15 protein-coding genes are annotated in these 18,225 nt (G+C 65.2%); 11 read left to right on the top strand and 4 right to left on the bottom strand.

Annotated elements, in window-relative coordinates:
* Positions 1-118: 118 nt before the first annotated feature.
* Positions 119-1,249: a hypothetical protein gene (locus DCG74_RS34815; RefSeq protein ID WP_172785843.1), complete on the bottom strand. Its 1,131-nt coding sequence runs from the start codon at positions 1,247-1,249 to the stop codon at positions 119-121.
* A gap of 2 nt (positions 1,250-1,251) precedes the next feature.
* Positions 1,252-1,953 (bottom strand): FecR domain-containing protein, encoded by a 702-nt coding sequence (locus DCG74_RS34810; RefSeq protein WP_172785844.1) that lies wholly within the window; start codon positions 1,951-1,953, stop codon positions 1,252-1,254.
* Between the two features lie 200 nt (positions 1,954-2,153).
* Between DCG74_RS34810 and DCG74_RS34805 the strand changes: the two genes are divergently transcribed.
* A complete protein-coding gene (locus tag DCG74_RS34805) occupies positions 2,154-3,434 on the top strand; it encodes a phospholipid carrier-dependent glycosyltransferase (protein WP_172785845.1) in 1,281 nt (426 codons plus the stop codon).
* A 54-nt stretch (positions 3,435-3,488) separates the two neighbouring features.
* On the opposite strand, the gene DCG74_RS34800 is transcribed toward DCG74_RS34805, so the two are convergent.
* Positions 3,489-4,130, bottom strand: a complete 642-nt coding sequence (locus DCG74_RS34800; protein WP_172785846.1) for an OmpA family protein — start codon at positions 4,128-4,130, stop codon at positions 3,489-3,491.
* Between the two features lie 373 nt (positions 4,131-4,503).
* Here DCG74_RS34800 and DCG74_RS34795 point away from each other — a divergent pair, with 373 nt between their 5' ends.
* The 3 genes from DCG74_RS34795 to DCG74_RS34785 all read left to right on the top strand — a co-directional run bounded on the left by DCG74_RS34795 (position 4,504) and on the right by DCG74_RS34785 (position 6,367).
* Positions 4,504-4,740: a hypothetical protein gene (locus tag DCG74_RS34795; RefSeq protein WP_172785959.1), complete on the top strand. Its 237-nt coding sequence runs from the start codon at positions 4,504-4,506 to the stop codon at positions 4,738-4,740.
* Positions 4,741-4,838: 98 nt separating this feature from the next.
* Positions 4,839-5,084, top strand: coding sequence for a hypothetical protein (locus DCG74_RS34790; RefSeq protein ID WP_172785847.1), 246 nt, complete (start codon positions 4,839-4,841; stop codon positions 5,082-5,084).
* Positions 5,085-5,206: 122 nt separating this feature from the next.
* Positions 5,207-6,367 (top strand): winged helix-turn-helix domain-containing protein, encoded by a 1,161-nt coding sequence (locus tag DCG74_RS34785; protein WP_172785848.1) that lies wholly within the window; start codon positions 5,207-5,209, stop codon positions 6,365-6,367.
* A gap of 37 nt (positions 6,368-6,404) precedes the next feature.
* Here the strand turns inward: DCG74_RS34785 and DCG74_RS34780 are convergent, their stop codons facing one another.
* Positions 6,405-6,884 carry a DUF2809 domain-containing protein gene (locus DCG74_RS34780; protein WP_172785849.1) on the bottom strand — a complete coding sequence of 160 codons (480 nt, stop codon included), beginning with the start codon at positions 6,882-6,884 and terminating at the stop codon, positions 6,405-6,407.
* A gap of 80 nt (positions 6,885-6,964) precedes the next feature.
* On the opposite strand from DCG74_RS34780, the gene DCG74_RS34775 reads away from it, so the two are divergent.
* The 7 genes from DCG74_RS34775 to DCG74_RS34745 all read left to right on the top strand — a co-directional run bounded on the left by DCG74_RS34775 (position 6,965) and on the right by DCG74_RS34745 (position 18,225).
* Positions 6,965-8,302 (top strand): MFS transporter, encoded by a 1,338-nt coding sequence (locus DCG74_RS34775; protein ID WP_172785850.1) that lies wholly within the window; start codon positions 6,965-6,967, stop codon positions 8,300-8,302.
* A 244-nt stretch (positions 8,303-8,546) separates the two neighbouring features.
* Positions 8,547-9,653: an efflux RND transporter periplasmic adaptor subunit gene (locus tag DCG74_RS34770; RefSeq protein WP_172785851.1), complete on the top strand. Its 1,107-nt coding sequence runs from the start codon at positions 8,547-8,549 to the stop codon at positions 9,651-9,653.
* Positions 9,654-9,873: 220 nt separating this feature from the next.
* Entirely contained in the window at positions 9,874-13,011 is a 3,138-nt protein-coding gene (locus DCG74_RS34765) for an efflux RND transporter permease subunit (protein ID WP_172785852.1), read from the top strand.
* Between the two features lie 33 nt (positions 13,012-13,044).
* The gene (locus DCG74_RS34760; RefSeq protein WP_172785853.1) at positions 13,045-13,644 is read left to right on the top strand and encodes a TetR/AcrR family transcriptional regulator; all 600 of its coding nucleotides are present in this window, start codon (positions 13,045-13,047) and stop codon (positions 13,642-13,644) included.
* Positions 13,645-13,826: 182 nt separating this feature from the next.
* Entirely contained in the window at positions 13,827-14,450 is a 624-nt protein-coding gene (locus tag DCG74_RS34755; RefSeq protein WP_172785854.1) for a flavin reductase family protein, read from the top strand.
* Positions 14,451-14,674: 224 nt separating this feature from the next.
* Positions 14,675-16,942, top strand: a complete 2,268-nt coding sequence (locus DCG74_RS34750) for an acyl-CoA dehydrogenase (RefSeq protein ID WP_172785855.1) — start codon at positions 14,675-14,677, stop codon at positions 16,940-16,942.
* A complete protein-coding gene (locus DCG74_RS34745) occupies positions 16,942-18,225 on the top strand; it encodes an acetyl-CoA C-acetyltransferase (protein WP_172785856.1) in 1,284 nt (427 codons plus the stop codon). The genes DCG74_RS34750 and DCG74_RS34745 overlap by 1 nt, the downstream gene beginning before the upstream one ends.

Here is an 18,225-nt window from a genome sequence, read left to right as displayed (position 1 = left end):
CGGTGTCATCGCCCGGCTTGACCGGGCGATCCAGTACTCCGAGACGGAGAGGCCGCGGCGTACTGGATGCCCCGGTCAAGCCGGGGCATGACAGCCGGTGTGAGGTGAGACCTCGCCGCTAATAATTAATCCTCAGCCCCACGCCGCCATGGATGGTGTTGCCGACCGGCTGCGGGCCGAGCGTACCGTTGGCGAAGAGGTCCACGATCCAGCCCTTCTGCACGCGGAAGCCGAGCCGGCCGCCATATTCGAACCAGCCCTGGTTGCCTATGGTCGGCACCACAATGCCCTGGCCGGTCACGGTGGCGACGATGCCGCTGTGGCTCGCAAAGGACTGCACCCAGCCGCCATTGATGTTGGTCTCGATGTTGCTGCCGAACAGATGCGTCCACTGGCCGCCGATCTTGACGAGGCCGGTGCGGTCGGTGCCATCAGCGATGCTGGCGTCGAACGGATTGAATGCCACCGCGCTGTCGTTATAGCCGGAGACGCGTTGCCAGAGCTGCCAGACCTCGATCGAGGCCGCGACCTCGTCGCGCGGCGAGAGGCGGCTCATCCAGCCGGCGCGGCCGTAAACGGCGTAGTTGGACGCGTTGGTCGAGCTCGTCACGCTCACCGGGCCGAGACTGGTGTCGTAGCTGCGCGTGTAGCGCGCCTTCTCCCAGGGCGTCAGGATCGCGCCGACGTCGAAGAACGGGCGCGACGAGCCCCAGTCGGTGAAGTCATAGCGCAGCGCGAAGGCGCCGATCGGTGCGCTCGTGATCTTGTAGCCGCCCTCGTTGTAGTGCGTGTAGGCGATGCCGGCGAGCAGCGACAGATTGTTGGTCAGCTCCTTGCGGCCGTGGATGCCGGCCGAGAACGAGCCGGCAGAGCCGAACGCGCTGATGCAGTCGCTGCAATTGACCTGCTCGTTGACACCGAGCAACACCGTGCCGAGCACCCGGTTGGTGATCATCTGGTTGAAGCGCTGATTGGCGAGACCGCCGATCGAATTGCCGCTGGAATCCGCGCCGGTCGGTGTCGGGCTCGGCGACGGATACGGGCTGGGCGTGGGCGACGGATAGGGGCTCGGTGACGGGGAGGGCGAAGGTGAGGGAGAATATGTAGGCGTTGGCGTCGGCTGGGTACACTCGGACTGGCACGACGCTTGGGCTGTAGCCGGACGCGCGTTGAGCGTCGCGAAGGCAAGAACGGCCCCCGTGATCAATGCGCCCGAGAGGATGATTCGTCTGAAGCCGGGGGGCGCCATCGTCACCGCCCGCACAGCATGCCGTCGTCCTGGACGGCGGGCGTGATGGTCGGCGAGGCGCCGGCGTACTGGTTGACCGCGCATAACCCGGCGCTCGCGGCGCAGTTGGCGGCGAAGGTCCAGGGCGGCGTGTTGGTCTTGGTGATGCTCACCTTGCCGCCGGTCGAGGTGATGATGGCAGTGTCGTCGGGCTGCGTGAGTTGCACGCACTGGCCGCTCTTCGTGCAGACGCTGGCCGCGCCGTCCTGAAGCACGACGACGGAGCGCCCGCGCTGCGAGAGAATGTCGAGCGTGGTGCCGCGCACGCCGATGGTGGCGAGCGGCGTCGTGATCTTGTAGGCGGCCTTGTCGGAGCGTCCGGTGACGAAGCGGAAGGCGCCGGTGGTCATGCGGATCGCGACGTCGCGATAGCTGTGCTCGTCGTTGAAGACGGTGCGGTCGAGCTTCAGCGTTGCGCTCGGGCCGAGCGACAGGTTGGTGCTGTCGGCCATCACGAAACGCGCCGCGCTGTCGGCGCCGGTCCGCACGGTCTCGTCGCGCAGCATGCTGTCGCCGACATTGATCGGCGTCGTGGTCGCGGCGACGCGCACCACTTCGTTCTGAATCACGACGGCCTCGCCGACGCGCGTCTGCGCCTTTGCGCCGGACGTCGCGCAGATTGCGGCCGTGAGCAGTGTGGGTAAAAGCCAAAAACGCAAATTCATTTCGCAACCGATCGATGTGTCCCTGATCGTACCGGATCGCGCGCGCTTCTGATGTGGCGGAATTATCACAAGCGGCGCAGGACGTGCGTCATGCTTAGTGACAGTAGCGGCAGAATGCGTTCAATGACGTGGAGCAGTTTCTTTTTCTCCGCGGTGCAGCCAATTTGCCACGCAAGACAGCCCCACAAAAGACGCGCGAATTGCCTGCGGTTCCGGCGGTGTCGCGGAGCGCAGTGATCGCTGTCGCGATCTTCCTGATCGCGCATCTCGCGCTGCTGATCGGCGTCACCACGCCGGAAAAATTCGTCTTCGACGAGGTGCATTACGTGCCGGCGGCGCGCCAGATGCTGGCGCCTGCGATGTCGCAGCCGATGCTCAATCCGATGCATCCGCCGCTGGCCAAGGAGCTGATCGCGGCATCGATCGCAACCTTCGGCGACAGCGCGCTCGGCTGGCGTTATCCCGCGACCTTGTTCGGTGCGCTCGCGATCGTCGCGATCTATCTGTGCGGACTCGCGCTGTTCGCAGGGCAGTCGCCGGCGATCGCCGCCGCGCTGATCGCGGCCTTCAACCAGATGCTCTACGTGCAGGCGCGCATCGCGATGCTGGACATCTTCGCGCTCGGCTTCGGCCTGCTCGCGACCGCCGCCTTCATGCATGGGTTTCGCAGGGAGCGGCCGCAAGCGCTGTTCGCGGTGGCGGGCAGCCTGTTCGGCCTTGCGGCCGCGTGTAAATGGAGCGGCCTGTTCCCGCTCGGCGTCTGCATCGTCGCCGTTGCCGTGATCCGCCTGATGCAGGGCTGGCACACGCTGTTCGCCGATGCAAAGCCGGACGACTGGTATCGGCCGGAGCTTTGGCCCGGCCTGAAGCTGCATCATGTCGCGCTCTGCTTCGCCGTCCTGCCGGGCATGACTTATCTTGCCGCCTTCGTTCCGCTCTACGGATTGTCACTGCCGGACTTGATCGAGGCGCAGCGGCGGATCTTTGCCGACAACACCACGACGGCCATCGCCGGCCACACCTATATGAGCGCATGGCCGTCCTGGCCGCTGCTCGCGCGCCCGGTCTGGTTCCTGTTCGACAAGACGGCGGAGGACCACGTCGCTGCGATCGTCTTCCTCGGCAATCCCCTCGTGCTGTGGCCGGCACTGCTCGCACTCGCCATCGTGCTGCGCGACTTCATCGTGGCGCGGCGCTGGGACGCATTCCTGATCGCGGCATTCTACTTCGGCCCCTGGCTCGCCTGGGCGTTGCTGCCGCGCACGCTGGGCTTCATCTACTACTATCTGCCGGCCGCGACAGCGGCGTCGCTGGCGCTGGTCTATGCAATGCGCCGCGATGGGCTGCCGCGCTGGCTGCTGTGGGTCTATGTCGGCATCGCCGCGGCCGGCTTTGCGGTGATGCTGCCGATTTCCGCAGCATTCGTCGGCACCTCGATGGGAAGCTTCAACCGGCTGATGCTGTTCCAAAGCTGGATATGATTTCGCCGCCTGCCGGGCTGCGGCAGGCGGCGTGTTTCACCCAGGGGCGGAGAGTTACTTCGCCGCGGTCTTGGTGTCCATGTTCACGACCTGGACCCGGCGGTTGATCGGGTCGGCGCCGTTGGCTGCATCCTTCAGCTTGGTCTCGCCGTAGCCGACGGTGACGAGATCGTTGCCGTTGAGGCCGTAATTCTGCATCAGGTACTTCTTGATGGTGTCGGCGCGCCGTTCGGAGAGACCTTGATTGTATGCTTCGCCACCCGTCGCGTCGGTGTGGCCGGCGACGACGAAGGTCGAGCCCTTCAGCGCCGGATCGGACAGCGCCTTGCCGAGCGCCTGGACCGAGGCCACCGACGTCTTGGCGATGTCGGCCGAGTTGTAGTCGAACTGGATCTCCAGATCGATTTTCGGCTTGGTCGCAGCGAGCTCGGCGATCTGCTCGCGCTCGCCCGTCGAGAGCGACCGGGTCGAGCGGTTCCGCACGGTGTTCAGGAAGGTCGCTTCCTTGGCCTGCACGGTCGTGTCGGCCTGGGGGCCAACGGACAGGCCGCGCGTCGCCGGCTTCGGCTTCAGCGCATCGACGATCTGGTCGGCGGAGAAGTTGTTGTCGCCGGCCAGCGCAAGGCCCGCCGTCATCGACAGGGCTGCGGAGAGGGTTATCGCCTTCAGTCCAAAGAATTTATCAAAACGGGTCATTGTCGTATCCTCGCTGTTACGCCTGATGGCGATTTGATGCTGCGAGCCTAAGGCAGGTTCAACGGCGTCGATGTGATCTTGGTCACATTCGAAACGACGAGCCGAGGGCACTCTGGTCCGGTTCGATCGTTCGCAGTCTGCTTTCGAGCCGGCAGTCGCGGGTTCCGGGAAACCCGAACGTCGCAAAGGCGTCGCCGCACCGCCCGCCCGCGAACAAGAATTCGACCAGATGCCCGCCTAGCACGCTTCAATCATTCGACAATTTGACGCGAAGGGAGGCGAGTTCCGTCCTGTGCCGAGGCCAAGTGACTATCAGCGCGACTATCAGTTCCATCGCAGCGGCCCGCCGGACCGGACAGTGACCCCGAGCACAATGCCCATCTATATCGGCGCGGCGATGATCGCGGTGGCGATCCTGCTGTCGACACTGATCACGGGGCTGACCTCCCGCTATGTCGGCCTGGAAGGGCCGACCGAGGAGAACATCTGGCTGGTCGATCGTCTCACCGGCAGTGTCTATCGGTGCCAGTCGGAGGGGCGCGGCAAGGCGTCGTGTGAACCCGATGTGGCGACCGGCAGCGTCGGGGAGCGCCCAAAAGCCGCACGTTAGGCGCAACGAAAATATCTTCTCTGCGAGCCGTTTGTCCGGGAAAGATGGATGCTGCGTTGGCCGGCATGTAGCCGGCTTCGTTTCCGGAGGAGAAATTGATGAAGACCCTGTTGCTCGCGGCAACGTTCGTTGCACTTGCTCTGTCTCCCGCATCCGCCGCCAAGATGGCATGCACCAGTGCGAACATGGCAAAGCTCGTTGGCGGGCTGGGCGGCGAAGACACGCCGGGCAAGATGGCAGCGAGGAAGTCGATGGCCTCGGCCAATTCCGAGATGAGCAAAGGCAACATGAGCGCCGCCTGCAAGCACTACATGAGCGCCGAAAAATCTCTGGCGATGAAGTAAGGTTTCCTGCCGAACTTGCACGTTCTGGCCGCGCTGGCAGCAGATGGCAGCGCGGCTTTTTCTTTTTCGGTTCTGCTCAGGTTCTTTCTCCCGGCGCGAATCTCGCTACATTCCTCCTCGCAATGTCTCGCGCGCCCAAACCACTCCCGCTCACCACGACACAGGCCCGGCAGATCTGGCTGCATGCCCAGCGGCTGGATCAGCGCGCCCCGTTCGGCGAAGGCGCACAGGCCGCCGCGGCCGCTGTCGCCCATCTCGGCTATGTGCAGATCGACACCATCAACGTCATCGAGCGCTGCCATCACCACATCCTGTTCAGCCGGATCCCCTCCTACCACCGCGCCGATCTGCGCCATGCCCAGAGCATCGACAAGACCGTGTTCGAGTACTGGACGCACGCGCTCTCCTACGTGCCGGCGAACGACTTCCGCTTCTTCCTGCCGGCGATGCGCGAGCACCGCCGCGAGGGGCACAAATGGTTCGCCGCGGTGAAGCCGGCCGACACGCGCAAGGTGATGCGGCTGCTGCGCACCGGGCCGCTGACGATCCGTGACATCGACGACGACGTGCTCGTCGAGAAGGAGCATCTGTGGCAGAGCCGCAAGCCGTCGAAGCGGGCGCTGCAGCTCGCCTTCTATACCGGCGCCGTCACCATCAGCGAGCGCCAGGGCATGCTCAAGACCTATGAGCTGACGACGCGTCATTTCGGCTGGGACAGGCTGCCGAAGCCGGCGCCGGCAAGCGAGATCACGGCCTATCTGCTCGATCGCGCGCTGCGCTCGCAGGGCGTGGTCAGCCTCGATTCGGTCTGCCATCTCGATGCGCCGAGCAAGAAGCCGGTCGCGCGCCTGATCGCCTCGCGCGTCCGCCGCGGCGAGCTCGTGCCTGTCGCGATCGAGGGCGCCGGCAAGCAGGAGCACTGGGCCTCGCCCGCAGCGCTCGAGCCGCATGAGGTATCGCCCGATCTCGTCCACATCCTTTCGCCGTTCGATCCCCTGATCATCCAGCGCAAGCGTACCAACCTCATCTTCGGCTACAACCATCTGTTCGAGGCCTATGTGCCGAAGGCCAAGCGCAAGCTCGGCTATTTCGCGCTGCCCGTGCTGGTCGGCGACGAGATCGTCGCCGCGCTCGATCTCAAGACCGACCGGCAGAACAAGAAGCTCTTGATGCAGAAATGGACCTGGGTCGGGCAGGGCAGGAAGACGGCGGGCCGCAAGGAGCTGAAGCGCGTGATCGAGGAGGAGCTCGATCGCTTCGAACGGTTTCAACTGGCGGAGTGAGACCAGGCACCGGTCCCGTAGGGTGGGCAAAGGTGCGTTAGCGCCGTGCCCACCATCTGCTTGTGGTGGGCACGCTGCGCTTTGCCCATCCTACGAGGGTGTGCATCTTGGCAACTCGATCGATCCAAACGCCGAGCGCAATCCCGATCACGTAGGCCACGAGATTCCACAGCGAAAAGATGCGCCCCAATAGCAGCGCGCCGGCCGTGGTCAGCCGGAACGCATCGAGCCATGGCGTGTGCACCAGCCGGGAGAATTCGACGACGACGGCAATCACAGCCGCGATCGCCGCAATCTGCGTCTGCGTGAGTCTCGGCAGCACGGCTCCGACCAGCAGAAACACCATCGTGGCCCATAACAGCGAGCCGCCATACTTGACCACGAAGGCTGGAAACCCGAGCGGGAATCCGTACCAGCGCAGCGACAGCCCGCAGACGATCACCGCGAGCGCGAGGCCGGCGCGGATCAGCGAGATCCGCATCGGCGCCACGGGTTGATCCGGCTGCGCTCCGCGCATTGCTCGCTCCATTGACTCTTTGCCCGCGATGCTCAAAACCGCCTGTTGAGCCCTAGAAAAGCAACAACCCGGGGGAAGCCATGAGCCAAACCACCTATGCCGGTTCTGTCGGCGGTGCCAAGAGCGCCAAGAGCGACATCGAAACCGCGACCATCCGCGCCATTTCCTGGCGCCTGATTCCCTTCCTGGTGCTGGCCTACTTCTTCTCCTATCTCGACCGCGTCAATCTCGGCTTTGCCGCGCTGACCATGAATGCGGACCTGAAGTTCACGCCGCTGATCTTCTCCTGGGGCGCTGGCATCTTCTTCATCGGCTATTTCATCTTCGAGGTGCCGAGCAATCTGGCGCTGGAGAAATTCGGCGCCAGCCGCTGGATCGCCCGGATCATGGTGACCTGGGGCATCATCTCGGCGCTGATGGCAATGGTCAGCGGCGTCACCAGCTTCTATGTGCTGCGCTTCCTGCTCGGCGTGGCCGAAGCCGGCTTCTTCCCGGGCATCATCCTCTATCTCACCTATTGGTATCCGGCCGAATATCGCGCCCGCTTTCTTGCGGCCTTCGCCATTGCGGTGCCGGTCTCGACCGTGATCGGCGCGCCGATCTCGGGCCTGTTGCTCGGGCTCGACGGCATGATGGGGCTGAAAGGCTGGCAATGGCTGTTCATCATCGAGGGCATCCCGTCGGTGCTGCTCGGCATCGTCACCTGGTTCTACCTCACCGACAAGCCGGAGAAGGCGGACTGGCTCTCGGCCGAGCAGAAGGCGTGGCTCAAGGCGAAGCTCGATTCGGAGATTGCGGCCAAGCAGGCGGTGAAGCATTTCTCGCTCGGCGAGGCGCTGTCTTCACCGAAGGTAATCGCGCTCAGCCTGATCTATTTCGGCTTCGTCGGCGCGCTCTACGGCATGCAGTTCTGGCTGCCGCAGATCGTCAAGGCGTTCGGCCTCACCAACGCCCAGACCGGATTCGTCACCGCGATCCCGTATCTGTTCGGCACCATCGCCATGATCCTGTGGGCGCGGCATTCGGATGCGAGCCGCGAGCGCGTCATGCATGTCGGCGCGCCGCTGCTGCTCACGGCGATTGCGCTCGGCATTTCCTCCTATCTCACCGATCCCACGCTGACCATGGTGGTGCTGACGGTCGCCGCGATCGGCGTGTTCTGCTGCTTCGGCGTGTTCTGGACGCTGCCGACCGCCTGGCTCTCCGGCACGGCGGCCGCCGGCGCCATCGCGCTAATCAACTCGATCGGCAATCTCGCCGGTTTCGGCGGGCCGTACCTGATTGGCTGGGTCAAGGAAGCGACGGGGCAGACCTCGACCGGTCTGCTTGTGCTCGCCGTGCTGCCGCTGCTCGCGGGCATCCTGGTGTTCGTCGGCGGCCACGACAGCAAGCACGAATTCGCCGACCACGGGCGATAGTGCAGGGTCTTGCAGGGTGGGCAACGGCGCGTCCTTTGCGCGCCGTGCCCACAGTCTTCCCCTACGCTGACCTGATTGGTGGGCACGCTCCGCTTTGCCCACCCTACGATAGCACCGCTGTCGCCCATCCACTCAGTACTCCACCACCCCTTAACGATCACGCATTCCTGATGACTGACGATTATTGACTTTTATCAGTGAACAGTCGACATTCCTCTCAATCGAGATGCAGGAGTGTCCTTCGATGTTCGTCCGGTCGGTTTTGTCGAGCTATTCCAAGCTTTTGGTAGGAGCCTCGCTCGCCCTGATGGCCGTTTCGCTGGCAGGGTGCAATGACACCGTTGCCGAAAAGGCCGAGCCGCCGCGGCCGGTTCTGGTGGCAACCGCCCATTACGATGCCGAGACGCCGGAGCGCAGCTTCGTCGGCACCATCCGCCCCAGGATCGAGAGCGATCTCGGTTTCCGGGTCGCCGGCAAGGTCGCCAAGCGCCTCGTCGAAGTCGGCCAGACGGTCGAAGTCGGCCAGCCGCTCGCCACCCTCGACGAGGTCGATTTGAAGCTCCAGGCCGAGCAGGCCGTTGCCGAGCAGGGCGCCGCAACCGGCGTGCTGGCCCAAGCCGCCGCCGCCGAGCAGCGCGCCAAGGACCTCAAGGCAAAGGGCTGGACCACCGACGCGCAGCTCGACCAGAGCCGCGCCGCCGCCGATGAAGCCCGTGCGCGCTTGAACCGGGCCGAGCGCTCGGTCGAGTTGACCAAGAATTCCCTTTCCTACGCGACGCTCGTTGCCGACGCCCGCGGCGTCGTCACCGCAACGCTGATCGAGCCCGGCCAGGTGGTCGCCGCGGGCCAGGCTTCGATCCGTGTCGCCCGCTTTGCCGAGAAGGAAGCGGTCGTCGCGATCCCTGAGACGCTGGTTGGACGTGCCAAGTCGGGCGTCGCCAGCGTCACTCTTTGGTCCGAGCCGAACAAGAAATACACGGCCAAGCTGCGCGAGATCGCGCCGGCGGCGGATCCCGCCACGCGCACCTATCTGGCAAAGTTCTCGCTGCCCGAGGCCGACGACAAGGTCGCGCTCGGCATGACCGCGACGCTGACGCTGTCGGATGCCGCGACCGAGCGGGTCGCGCGGCTGCCGCTGTCGGCGCTGTTCAACGAGGGCGGCAAGCCGTCCTTCTACGTCGTCGACGACAACGGTGGCGTCACGCTCAAGCCGGTCACGGTGAAGTCCTACGAGAGCAAGGACGTCGTCATCACCGGCGGTGTGGAGGAGGGCGCCAAGATCGTCGCCCTCGGCGTGCAGAAGCTCGATCCAGGCCAGAGGGTTCGGATCGTGTCGTCGCTGAGTTTCTAGTTCTTACCGCTCTGGGTTCGCCCTGCGGTCGCCCCGGAGCGGCAAGAGCAATGAGTTCGTCGTGTGAGGTGAGTTTCGGCCGTTGTCCCTAAGCAAAGGCTGAAGCGGCGAAGCGATCCAGAACCTGCCCAGCCCCCTGGATTGCTTCGCTGCCTCGCGACGACGGTTTGAGCAAAGCGGCTGTCGTTGTTTGCAACTGGATCGTCTTTCGGAGAGTGCGATGAAGCGCTTCAACCTTTCGGCCTGGGCCGTCAGCCATCCGACGCTGGTGCTCTTCCTGATGCTCGTGCTCGGCGTCGCCGGCTTCTTCTCCTACGAGAAGCTCGGGCGTGCCGAGGACCCGTTCTTCACGGTGAAGGTGGTCAACGTCTCCGTGATCTGGCCCGGCGCGACCGCGCAGGAAATGCAGACCCAGGTCGCCGATCCCATCGAGAAGAAGATCCAGGAGCTGCCGTATTTCGAGAAGGTGCAGACCTATTCCAAGCCCGCCTTCACCGCGCTCCAGGTCACCTTCCGCGATTCGACGCCGCCGAAGGACGTGCCGTACCTCTTCTATCTCCTGCGCAAGAAGCTGGTCGACGTGCAGGGCCAGCTGCCCGCAGGGATCCTCGGGCCCGTCGTCAACGACGAGTTCTCCGACGTCGATTCCATCCTCTACATGATGACCGGCGACGGCGCCGACTATGCCCAGCTCAAGAAGGTCTCCGAAGGCTTTCGCCAGCGCCTGCTCAAGGTGCCCGGCGTCACCAAGGTCGACGTCTACGGCAACCAGGATGAGCGCATCTTCGTCGAGTTCAGTCATGCCAAGCTCGCCACGCTCGGCATCACGCCGCAGGCCCTGTTCGATTCGCTCGCCAAGCAGAACAACGTGACCCCGGCCGGCACGGTCGAAACCTCCTCGCAGCGCGTGCCGCTGCGCGTCACCGGCGCGCTCGACGGTGCCAAGGCCGTCGCCGAAACGCCGGTCGAGAGCAACGGCCGCGTGTTCCGTCTCGGCGATATCGCCACCGTCACCCACGGCTATGTCGATCCGCCGAGCTTCGTCGTGCGCCAGGAAGGCAAGCCCGCCATCGGCATCGGCGTCGTCACCGCCAAGGGCGCCAACATCCTCGAGCTCGGCAAGCAGGTCGAGAAGGCGACGGCCGACTTCATGAAGGCGGTGCCGCAGGGCGTCGACGTCAGGCTGATCGCCGACCAGCCCAAGGTGGTCGAGCACGCCGTCGGCGAGTTCGTGCATTCCTTCATGGAAGCGCTCGTCATCGTCCTGTTCGTCTCGTTCCTGGCGCTCGGCTGGCGCACCGGCATCGTGGTCGCGCTGTCGGTGCCCTTGGTGCTCGGCATCGTCTTCGTCGTCATGAACACGATGTCGCTCGACCTGCACCGCATCACGCTCGGCGCGCTGATCATCGCGCTCGGCCTGCTCGTCGACGACGCCATCATCGCGGTCGAGATGATGGTGGTGAAGATGGAGCAGGGCTGGGACCGCATGCGCGCGGCGTCCTTTGCCTGGGAATCTACTGCGTTTCCGATGCTCACGGGGACGCTGGTCACGGCCGCTGGCTTCCTCCCCATCGGCTTTGCCAATTCCGCGGTCGGCGAATATGCCGGCAGCATCTTCTGGATCGTGGCGATCGCGCTGGTCGCCTCCTGGTTCGTGGCGGTGATCTTCACGCCCTATATCGGCGTCAAGCTGCTGCCCGAAATGAAGGCCCACCACAACCATGATCCGCATGCGGTCTACGAGACCCGCATGTATCGGGGCCTGCGCGCCATCGTGCAATGGTGCGTCAACCACCGCATCACCGTGGTGGTCGCGACCGTCGGCGTCTTCGTCGCCTCGATCGTCGGCTTTGGCCATGTCCAGCAGCAGTTCTTCCCGCTGTCGGAGCGGCCCGAGCTGTTCCTGCAGCTGCGCCTGCCCGAGGGGACCGCCTTCAACGTCACCGAGAAGGCGGTGAAGAAGGCCGAGACGCTGCTCAAGGACGACAAGGACATCGAGACCTATACCGCCTATGTCGGCCAGGGCTCGCCGCGCTTCTGGCTCGGCCTCAACCCGCAGCTTCCGAACGAGGCCTTTGCCGAGATCGTCATCGTCGCCAAGGGCGTCGAGGCGCGCGAGCGCATCAAGGCCAAGATCGAGACCGCGGCTGCCGAGGGCTTCCTGACCGAGGCGCGCGTGCGCGTCGACCGCTTCAATTTCGGCCCGCCGGTCGGCTTCCCCGTCCAGTTCCGCGTGATCGGCCCGGATGCCAACAAGGTCCGCGAGATCGCCTACCAGGTCCGCGACGTCATGCGGGAGAACAAGAGCGTCAAGGACGTCCAGCTCGACTGGAACGAGCAGTCGCCTTACCTGAAGCTCGTCGTCGACCAGGACCGCGCCCGCGCCATGGGCCTGACCCCGCAGGACGTCTCGCAGGCGCTGGCGATGCTGATCTCGGGCTCGCAGGTCACCACCGTGCGCGACGGCATCGAGAAGGTCGGCGTGGTCGCCCGTGCGATCCCGTCCGAGCGTCTCGATCTCGGCGGCGTCGGCGATCTCACCATCACCTCACGCAATGGCGTCGCCGTGCCGCTGCAGCAGATCGCTCGAATCGAATATGCCCACGAGGAGCCGATCATGTGGCGGCGCAACCGCGACATGGCGATCACCGTGCGCTCCGACGTCGTCGACGGCGTGCAGGCGCCCGACGTCACCAACCAGATCACGCCGAAGCTGAAGGCGATCAAGGATCACCTCGAGCCGGCCTACCGGATCGAGCCGGGCGGCGCGTTCGAGGAATCCGCCAAGGGCAACGCCTCGATCTTCATCCTCTTCCCGGTGATGGTCATGGTGATGCTGACGCTGCTGATGATCCAGCTGCAGAGCTTCTCACGCCTGATCCTGGTGTTCCTGACCGCGCCGCTCGGCATCGTCGGTGCCTCGCTCGGCCTCAACGTCGCTAACGCCCCGTTCGGCTTCGTGGCGCTGCTCGGCCTGATCGCGCTCGCCGGCATGATCATGCGCAACGCGGTCATCCTGGTCGACCAGATCGAGACCGACGTCAGCCACGGCCTGACCCGGCGCGAGGCGATCGTTGAGGCGACCGTCCGTCGTGCCCGACCGGTGGTGCTGACGGCGCTCGCCGCCATTCTCGCCATGATACCGCTGTCGCGCTCGGCCTTCTGGGGCCCGATGGCGATCACCATCATGGGCGGCCTGTTCGTCGCGACCTTCCTGACGCTCCTGTACCTGCCGGGCCTCTACGCCCTGTGGTTCCGCAAGAGCCTGGACGAGGCCGGAACGCCCGAGCAGCCTGCCGCGCCGCAGCATGGGAGCGATGACCCGCACGCAATTCCGCTTGCCGAAGCGGCTGAATAGATGAGAAGACTGCTGACCAACGAGTCCTGACTGATGGCCCTTGTTTCGGAACATATCGAAGTCGACACCCGGGATCGCATCCTCGAGGTGGCCGAGCGGCTGTTCCGCCAGATCGGCTACCAGAAGACGACGGTCGGCGACATCGCCAAGGAGCTCAGGATGAGCCCCGCCAACGTGTATCGCTTCTTCGAATCGAAGAAGGCGATCCATCAGGCGGTGGCGCGGGGCCTGATGGGCGAGGTCGAGCTGGAGGCGCAGCGGATCGTGGCAAAGCCCGGTCCGGTCAAGGAGCGCTTCCGCGAGCTGCTCACCACCATCAATCGCATGAACACCGAGCGCTATGTCGGCGACAACAAGCTGCACGAGATGGTCGCGATCGCGATGGAGGAGGACTGGGACGTCTGCGTCGCCCATATGGAGTGCATCGCCGGCGTCATCGGCCAGATGATCGCGCAAGGCGTCGCCTCCGGCGAGTTCGAGGCGCCGGACCTGCAACTGGCTGCGCTCTGCTCATGCACCGCGATGATCCGCTTCTTCCACCCCCAGATGATCGCCCAGTGCGCCACCAAGCCGGGCCCGACCATCGACCAGATGATCGATTTCGTCATCGCGGGTCTGTCGCCGCGCCACTGACGGGCGGGGGCGTTTGCTCCTATAAGCAAGCCGTCCCGCCCCGGAATGACGGGCCGGTGGCGGGCAATGACGGACCAACAAACTCCGTCATTGCGAGCGCAGCGAAGCAATCCAGACTGTCTCTGCGGAGGGATTCTGGATTGCTTCGCTGCGCTCGCAATGACGAGCGGGGGAAAGCCAGCGTGACCGACAAAGACCTGTACTTCTACGAGCCCTCCAAGGGCCACGGCCTCAAGCACGATCCCTTCAACGCCATCATCGCGCCGCGGCCGATCGGCTGGATCTCCTCGCGCGACGCTAGGGGCCACGTCAACCTCGCGCCCTACAGCTTCTTCAACGCGTTCTGCTACGTGCCGCCGATCATCGGCTTCTCCTCCACCAACTGGAAGGACACGGTGGCGAACATGGAGCAGACCCGCGAGTTCGTCTGGAATCTCACCACGATGGATCTCGCCAAGCACATGAACGCGACCGCGGCGCATCTGGCGCCGGAGGTCGACGAGTTCGAGGTCGCGGGGCTCACGGCCGTGCCCGGCAAGGTCGTCAATGTGCCGCGGGTAGCTGAGAGCCCCGTCGCCTTCGAGTGCAAGGTGTCAGACATCGTCCGCCTCAAGGGCGCCGACGGCAAGGAGGCCGACGCCTGGCTGACGCTCGGCGAAGTCGTCGCCGTTCACATCGACAAGGCCTTGATCAAGGACGGCGTCTACCAGACCGCCGCCGCCCGCCCCATCGTCCGCGCCGGCCGGCGCGGCGATTACTTCGAGATCAAGCCGGAAAACATGTTCGAGATGGTCCGGCCGGATTAGGTCACTCCGTCATTCCGGGCTCGCGCCAAGAGGCGCGCCCCGGAATGACGCTGAGAGACATTGCTCCCAATTCCCTCCCGGAACTGTCCCCACGCCCCGGCCGTTATCGCCTGGGCGGCCGCCCGGCCGCGTCAATTCGCTTGTTTTTGCCCGCGAAGTGTTCACGCACCCCGGCCACTTTCCGCTAAAATGACCTGTCACCGCGCCGATGCATGAGGTCCGCCATGAGCTTCCGCCGCGACACCATCACAAAGCCGATCTTCTCCTGGGCGCGCGGCGTGCTGCCGGCGATGTCCGGCACCGAGCGCGAGGCGCTGGAGGCGGGTGACGTCTGGTGGGATGCCGATCTCTTCACCGGCGACCCTGATTGGTCGAAGCTGCTGAAGGTCCCGCAGGCGAGGCTGACGGACGAGGAACGGGCGTTCCTGAGTGGCCCCGTCGACGAGCTCTGCGCCATGCTCGACGAGTGGAAGATTTTTTGGGAAACGCGCGACCTGCCGCAGGACGTCTGGCACTTCGTCAAGCGCGAAAAGTTCTTCGGCATGATCATTCCGAAGGAGTTCGGCGGCCTCGGCTTCTCGCCCTACGCGCATTCGGAAGTCGTACGCAAGATCTCGACCCGCTCGATCGCGGCCGCGGTCACCGTGATGGTGCCGAACTCGCTCGGCCCCGGCGAGCTCCTGATGCGCTTCGGCACGCACGAGCAGCAGCAGCGCTGGCTGCCGCGGCTCGCCGACGGACGCGAGATTCCCTGCTTCGGCCTCACCAGCCCGGAAGCCGGCTCCGATGCCGCCTCGATGGTCGACAGCGGCATCATCTGCAAGGGCGAATTCGAGGGGCGCGAGGTCGTCGGCCTCCGCCTCAACTGGCACAAGCGCTACATCACGCTCGGTCCGGTCGCGACGCTGCTCGGCCTCGCCTTCAAGGCCTATGATCCCGATCATCTCGTCGGGAGCCAGGAAGAGCTCGGCATCACCGTGGCGCTGATCCCGACGAACTTGCCCGGCGTAGAGATCGGGCAGCGCCACCTGCCCTCGATGCAGGTCTTTCAGAACGGCCCGAACTGGGGTCGCGACGTCTTCATTCCGCTCGACTATGTCATCGGCGGAAAGGAGCGCCTGGGGCAGGGCTGGAAGATGCTGATGACCGCGCTCGCCGCCGGCCGCGGCATCTCGCTGCCGTCACTGTCGGCGGCCGGCGCCGCCTATGCGGCGCGCACCACCGGCGCCTATGCCCGCATCCGCGAGCAGTTCGGCATTTCCATCTCCAAGTTCGAAGGCGTCGAGGAGCCGCTCGCGCGCATCGTCGCCACAGCCTATCAGCTCGATGCGGCGCGCCGGCTGACCTGCGCGGCGCTCAATGCCGGCGTCCATCCCGCCGTCATCTCCGGCATCATGAAGTTGCATGCGACCGAGCGGATGCGCAGCGCGGTCGATGACGCCATGGACATCCATGGCGGCAAGGCCGTGATCGACGGTCCGCAAAACTATCTCGGCAATTTGCATCGGGCCGTTCCGGTCGGCATCACGGTCGAAGGCGCCAATATCCTGACCCGCAATCTCATCGTGTTCGGGCAAGGAGCGATCCGTGCCCATCCTTACCTGCTCGACGAGATGAATGCGCTCGCCGATACCGATCGCGAGCGCGGCCTCAGCGCGTTCGACAAGACGTTCTGGAAGCATGTCGCCCACAGCTTCCGGACCCTGTTCCGCGCCTTCGGCCGGAGCTGGACCTTTGGCGCCTTCGCGCCGGCGCCGGATGCGGGCGACGCCGCGCCTTTCTACCGCCAGCTCTCGCGCTACTCCGCGGCGTTTGCGTTCTGCGCCGACATGGCGCTGCTGACGCTCGGCGGCGCGCTCAAGCGCAAGGAGATGCTGTCGGCCCGCTTCGGCGACATCCTGTCCGAGCTCTACCTGCTCTCGGCCGCGCTGAAGCGCTGGCAGGACGAGGGGCGGCAGAAGGAGGATTTCGCGGCGCTGGAATGGTGCATGGCGACCGGGCTCAAAACCATCGAGAACCGGCTTGCCGAAATCCTGGCCAATTTGCCGAACCGCTTCGTCGCCGGCCTCCTCAAGCTCGTGGTCCAGCCGTTCGGCGCCCGCGTGCTCGGCCCGTCCGATCGCGTCGTGCACCAATGCGCTGCCATCGTGCTGGACCCGTCCGCGGCACGCGAGCGCCTCACCCCGGATCTCGCTCATGTCGACGACGACGGCGGCTTTGCCCGGCTGGAGCGCGCGTTTAAGCTGGTCGCGGCGACAGATGCGATCGCCAGGCGCATGCGTGCTGCGCATATCCGCGACTGGAAGGAGGCCGTCAGCAAGGGCGTGGTCACCCAGGCTGAGGGCGAGCAGCTTGCTGCAGCTCATGAAGCCGTCACAAAAGTGATAGAGGTCGACGATTTTGCGCCGGAGGCGCTGTCGCCGATTTACAAGAAAACCGTCAATGTGCATCAGTTCTTCCAGGAACTCGGTGAGCAGAGGGCGGCGAGCTGATGGCACGACCGGTATTCATCGTCGACGGCAGCCGGACGCCGTTCCTGAAGGCGCGTTCTGGGCCCGGGCCGTTCACGCCGGTCGATCTCGCCGTGCAGTGCGGCCGGCCGCTGCTGGCGCGCCAGCCGTTCTCGCCCGATAGCTTCGACCAGGTCATCCTCGGCTGCGTCAACGTGATCGCTGACGAGATGAACCCGGCCCGCGTCGCCGCGCTCCGGCTCGGCATGGGCGAGGACATGGTCGCCTTCACCGTGCAGATCAATTGCGGCTCGGGCATGCAGTCGATCGACACCGCCTATCGCTATATCCGCGAAGGCCATGCCGACATGATTTTGGCTGGAGGCACCGAGGCCTTGAGCCACGCGCCGCTGGTCTGGCCGAATTCCGGCGTGCGCTGGTTCGCCGGTCTTGCCACTGCCAAGGGCGTTGCCGCGAAGGTTGCCTCAGCGTTCAAGCTGAGGCCGCGCGATCTCAAGCCGATCATCGGCCTCGAGCGCGGCCTGACTGATCCCGTCACCGAGCTGAACATGGGTCAGACCGCCGAGGTCGTCGGCCATCTCTTCGGCATCACCCGCGCGCAGTCGGATGCCTATGCCGCCGAAAGCCATCGCCGGCTCGCGCATGCGCAAAGCGCGGGTTATCTGAAGGGCGAGGTCGAGACTGCGTTCTCCCGCGACGGCAAGTTCTTCGACCACGACGACGGCGTGCGCCCGGACTCGACGGCCGAGACGCTCGCCAAGCTCCGGCCGGTATTCGAGCGGCCGTGGGGCCAGGTCACGGCCGGCAATTCCTCCCAGATCACCGACGGTGCGTCCTGGGTGATCCTCGCCTCCGACGCCGCCGTGGCAAAGCACAAGCTGACGCCGAAAGCCGTCATCGTCGACAGCCATTGGGCCGCGCTCGATCCCAGCATCATGGGGCTCGGCCCGGTGATGTCGGTGACGCCGCTGCTCCAGCGCAACGACCTCACCATCAAGGACGTCGAGACCTGGGAGCTGAACGAGGCCTTCGCAACGCAAGTGCTCGGGTGTCTCGCCGCCTGGAACGACGACAAGTTCTGCCGCGAAATATTGCGGCTCGATGGTGCCGCCGGCGAGATCGACCGCGAGAGGCTGAACGTCGACGGCGGCGCGATTTCGCTCGGCCATCCCGTCGGCACCTCCGGCAATCGCATCGTGCTGCATCTCGTCAATGCGATGAAGCGGCTCGGCACGCGGCGCGGAATTGCCACCGAATGCATCGGCGGCGGGCTCGGTGGCGCCATGCTGATCGAGGCGGTGTGA

It is taken from the genome of Bradyrhizobium sp. WBAH42 (assembly GCF_024585265.1).
In the GTDB taxonomy this organism is placed as follows: Bacteria; Pseudomonadota; Alphaproteobacteria; order Rhizobiales; family Xanthobacteraceae; genus Bradyrhizobium.
The sequence above is the reverse complement of the archived record's forward strand: the minus strand, read 5'-3'. Positions and strand labels throughout refer to the sequence as shown.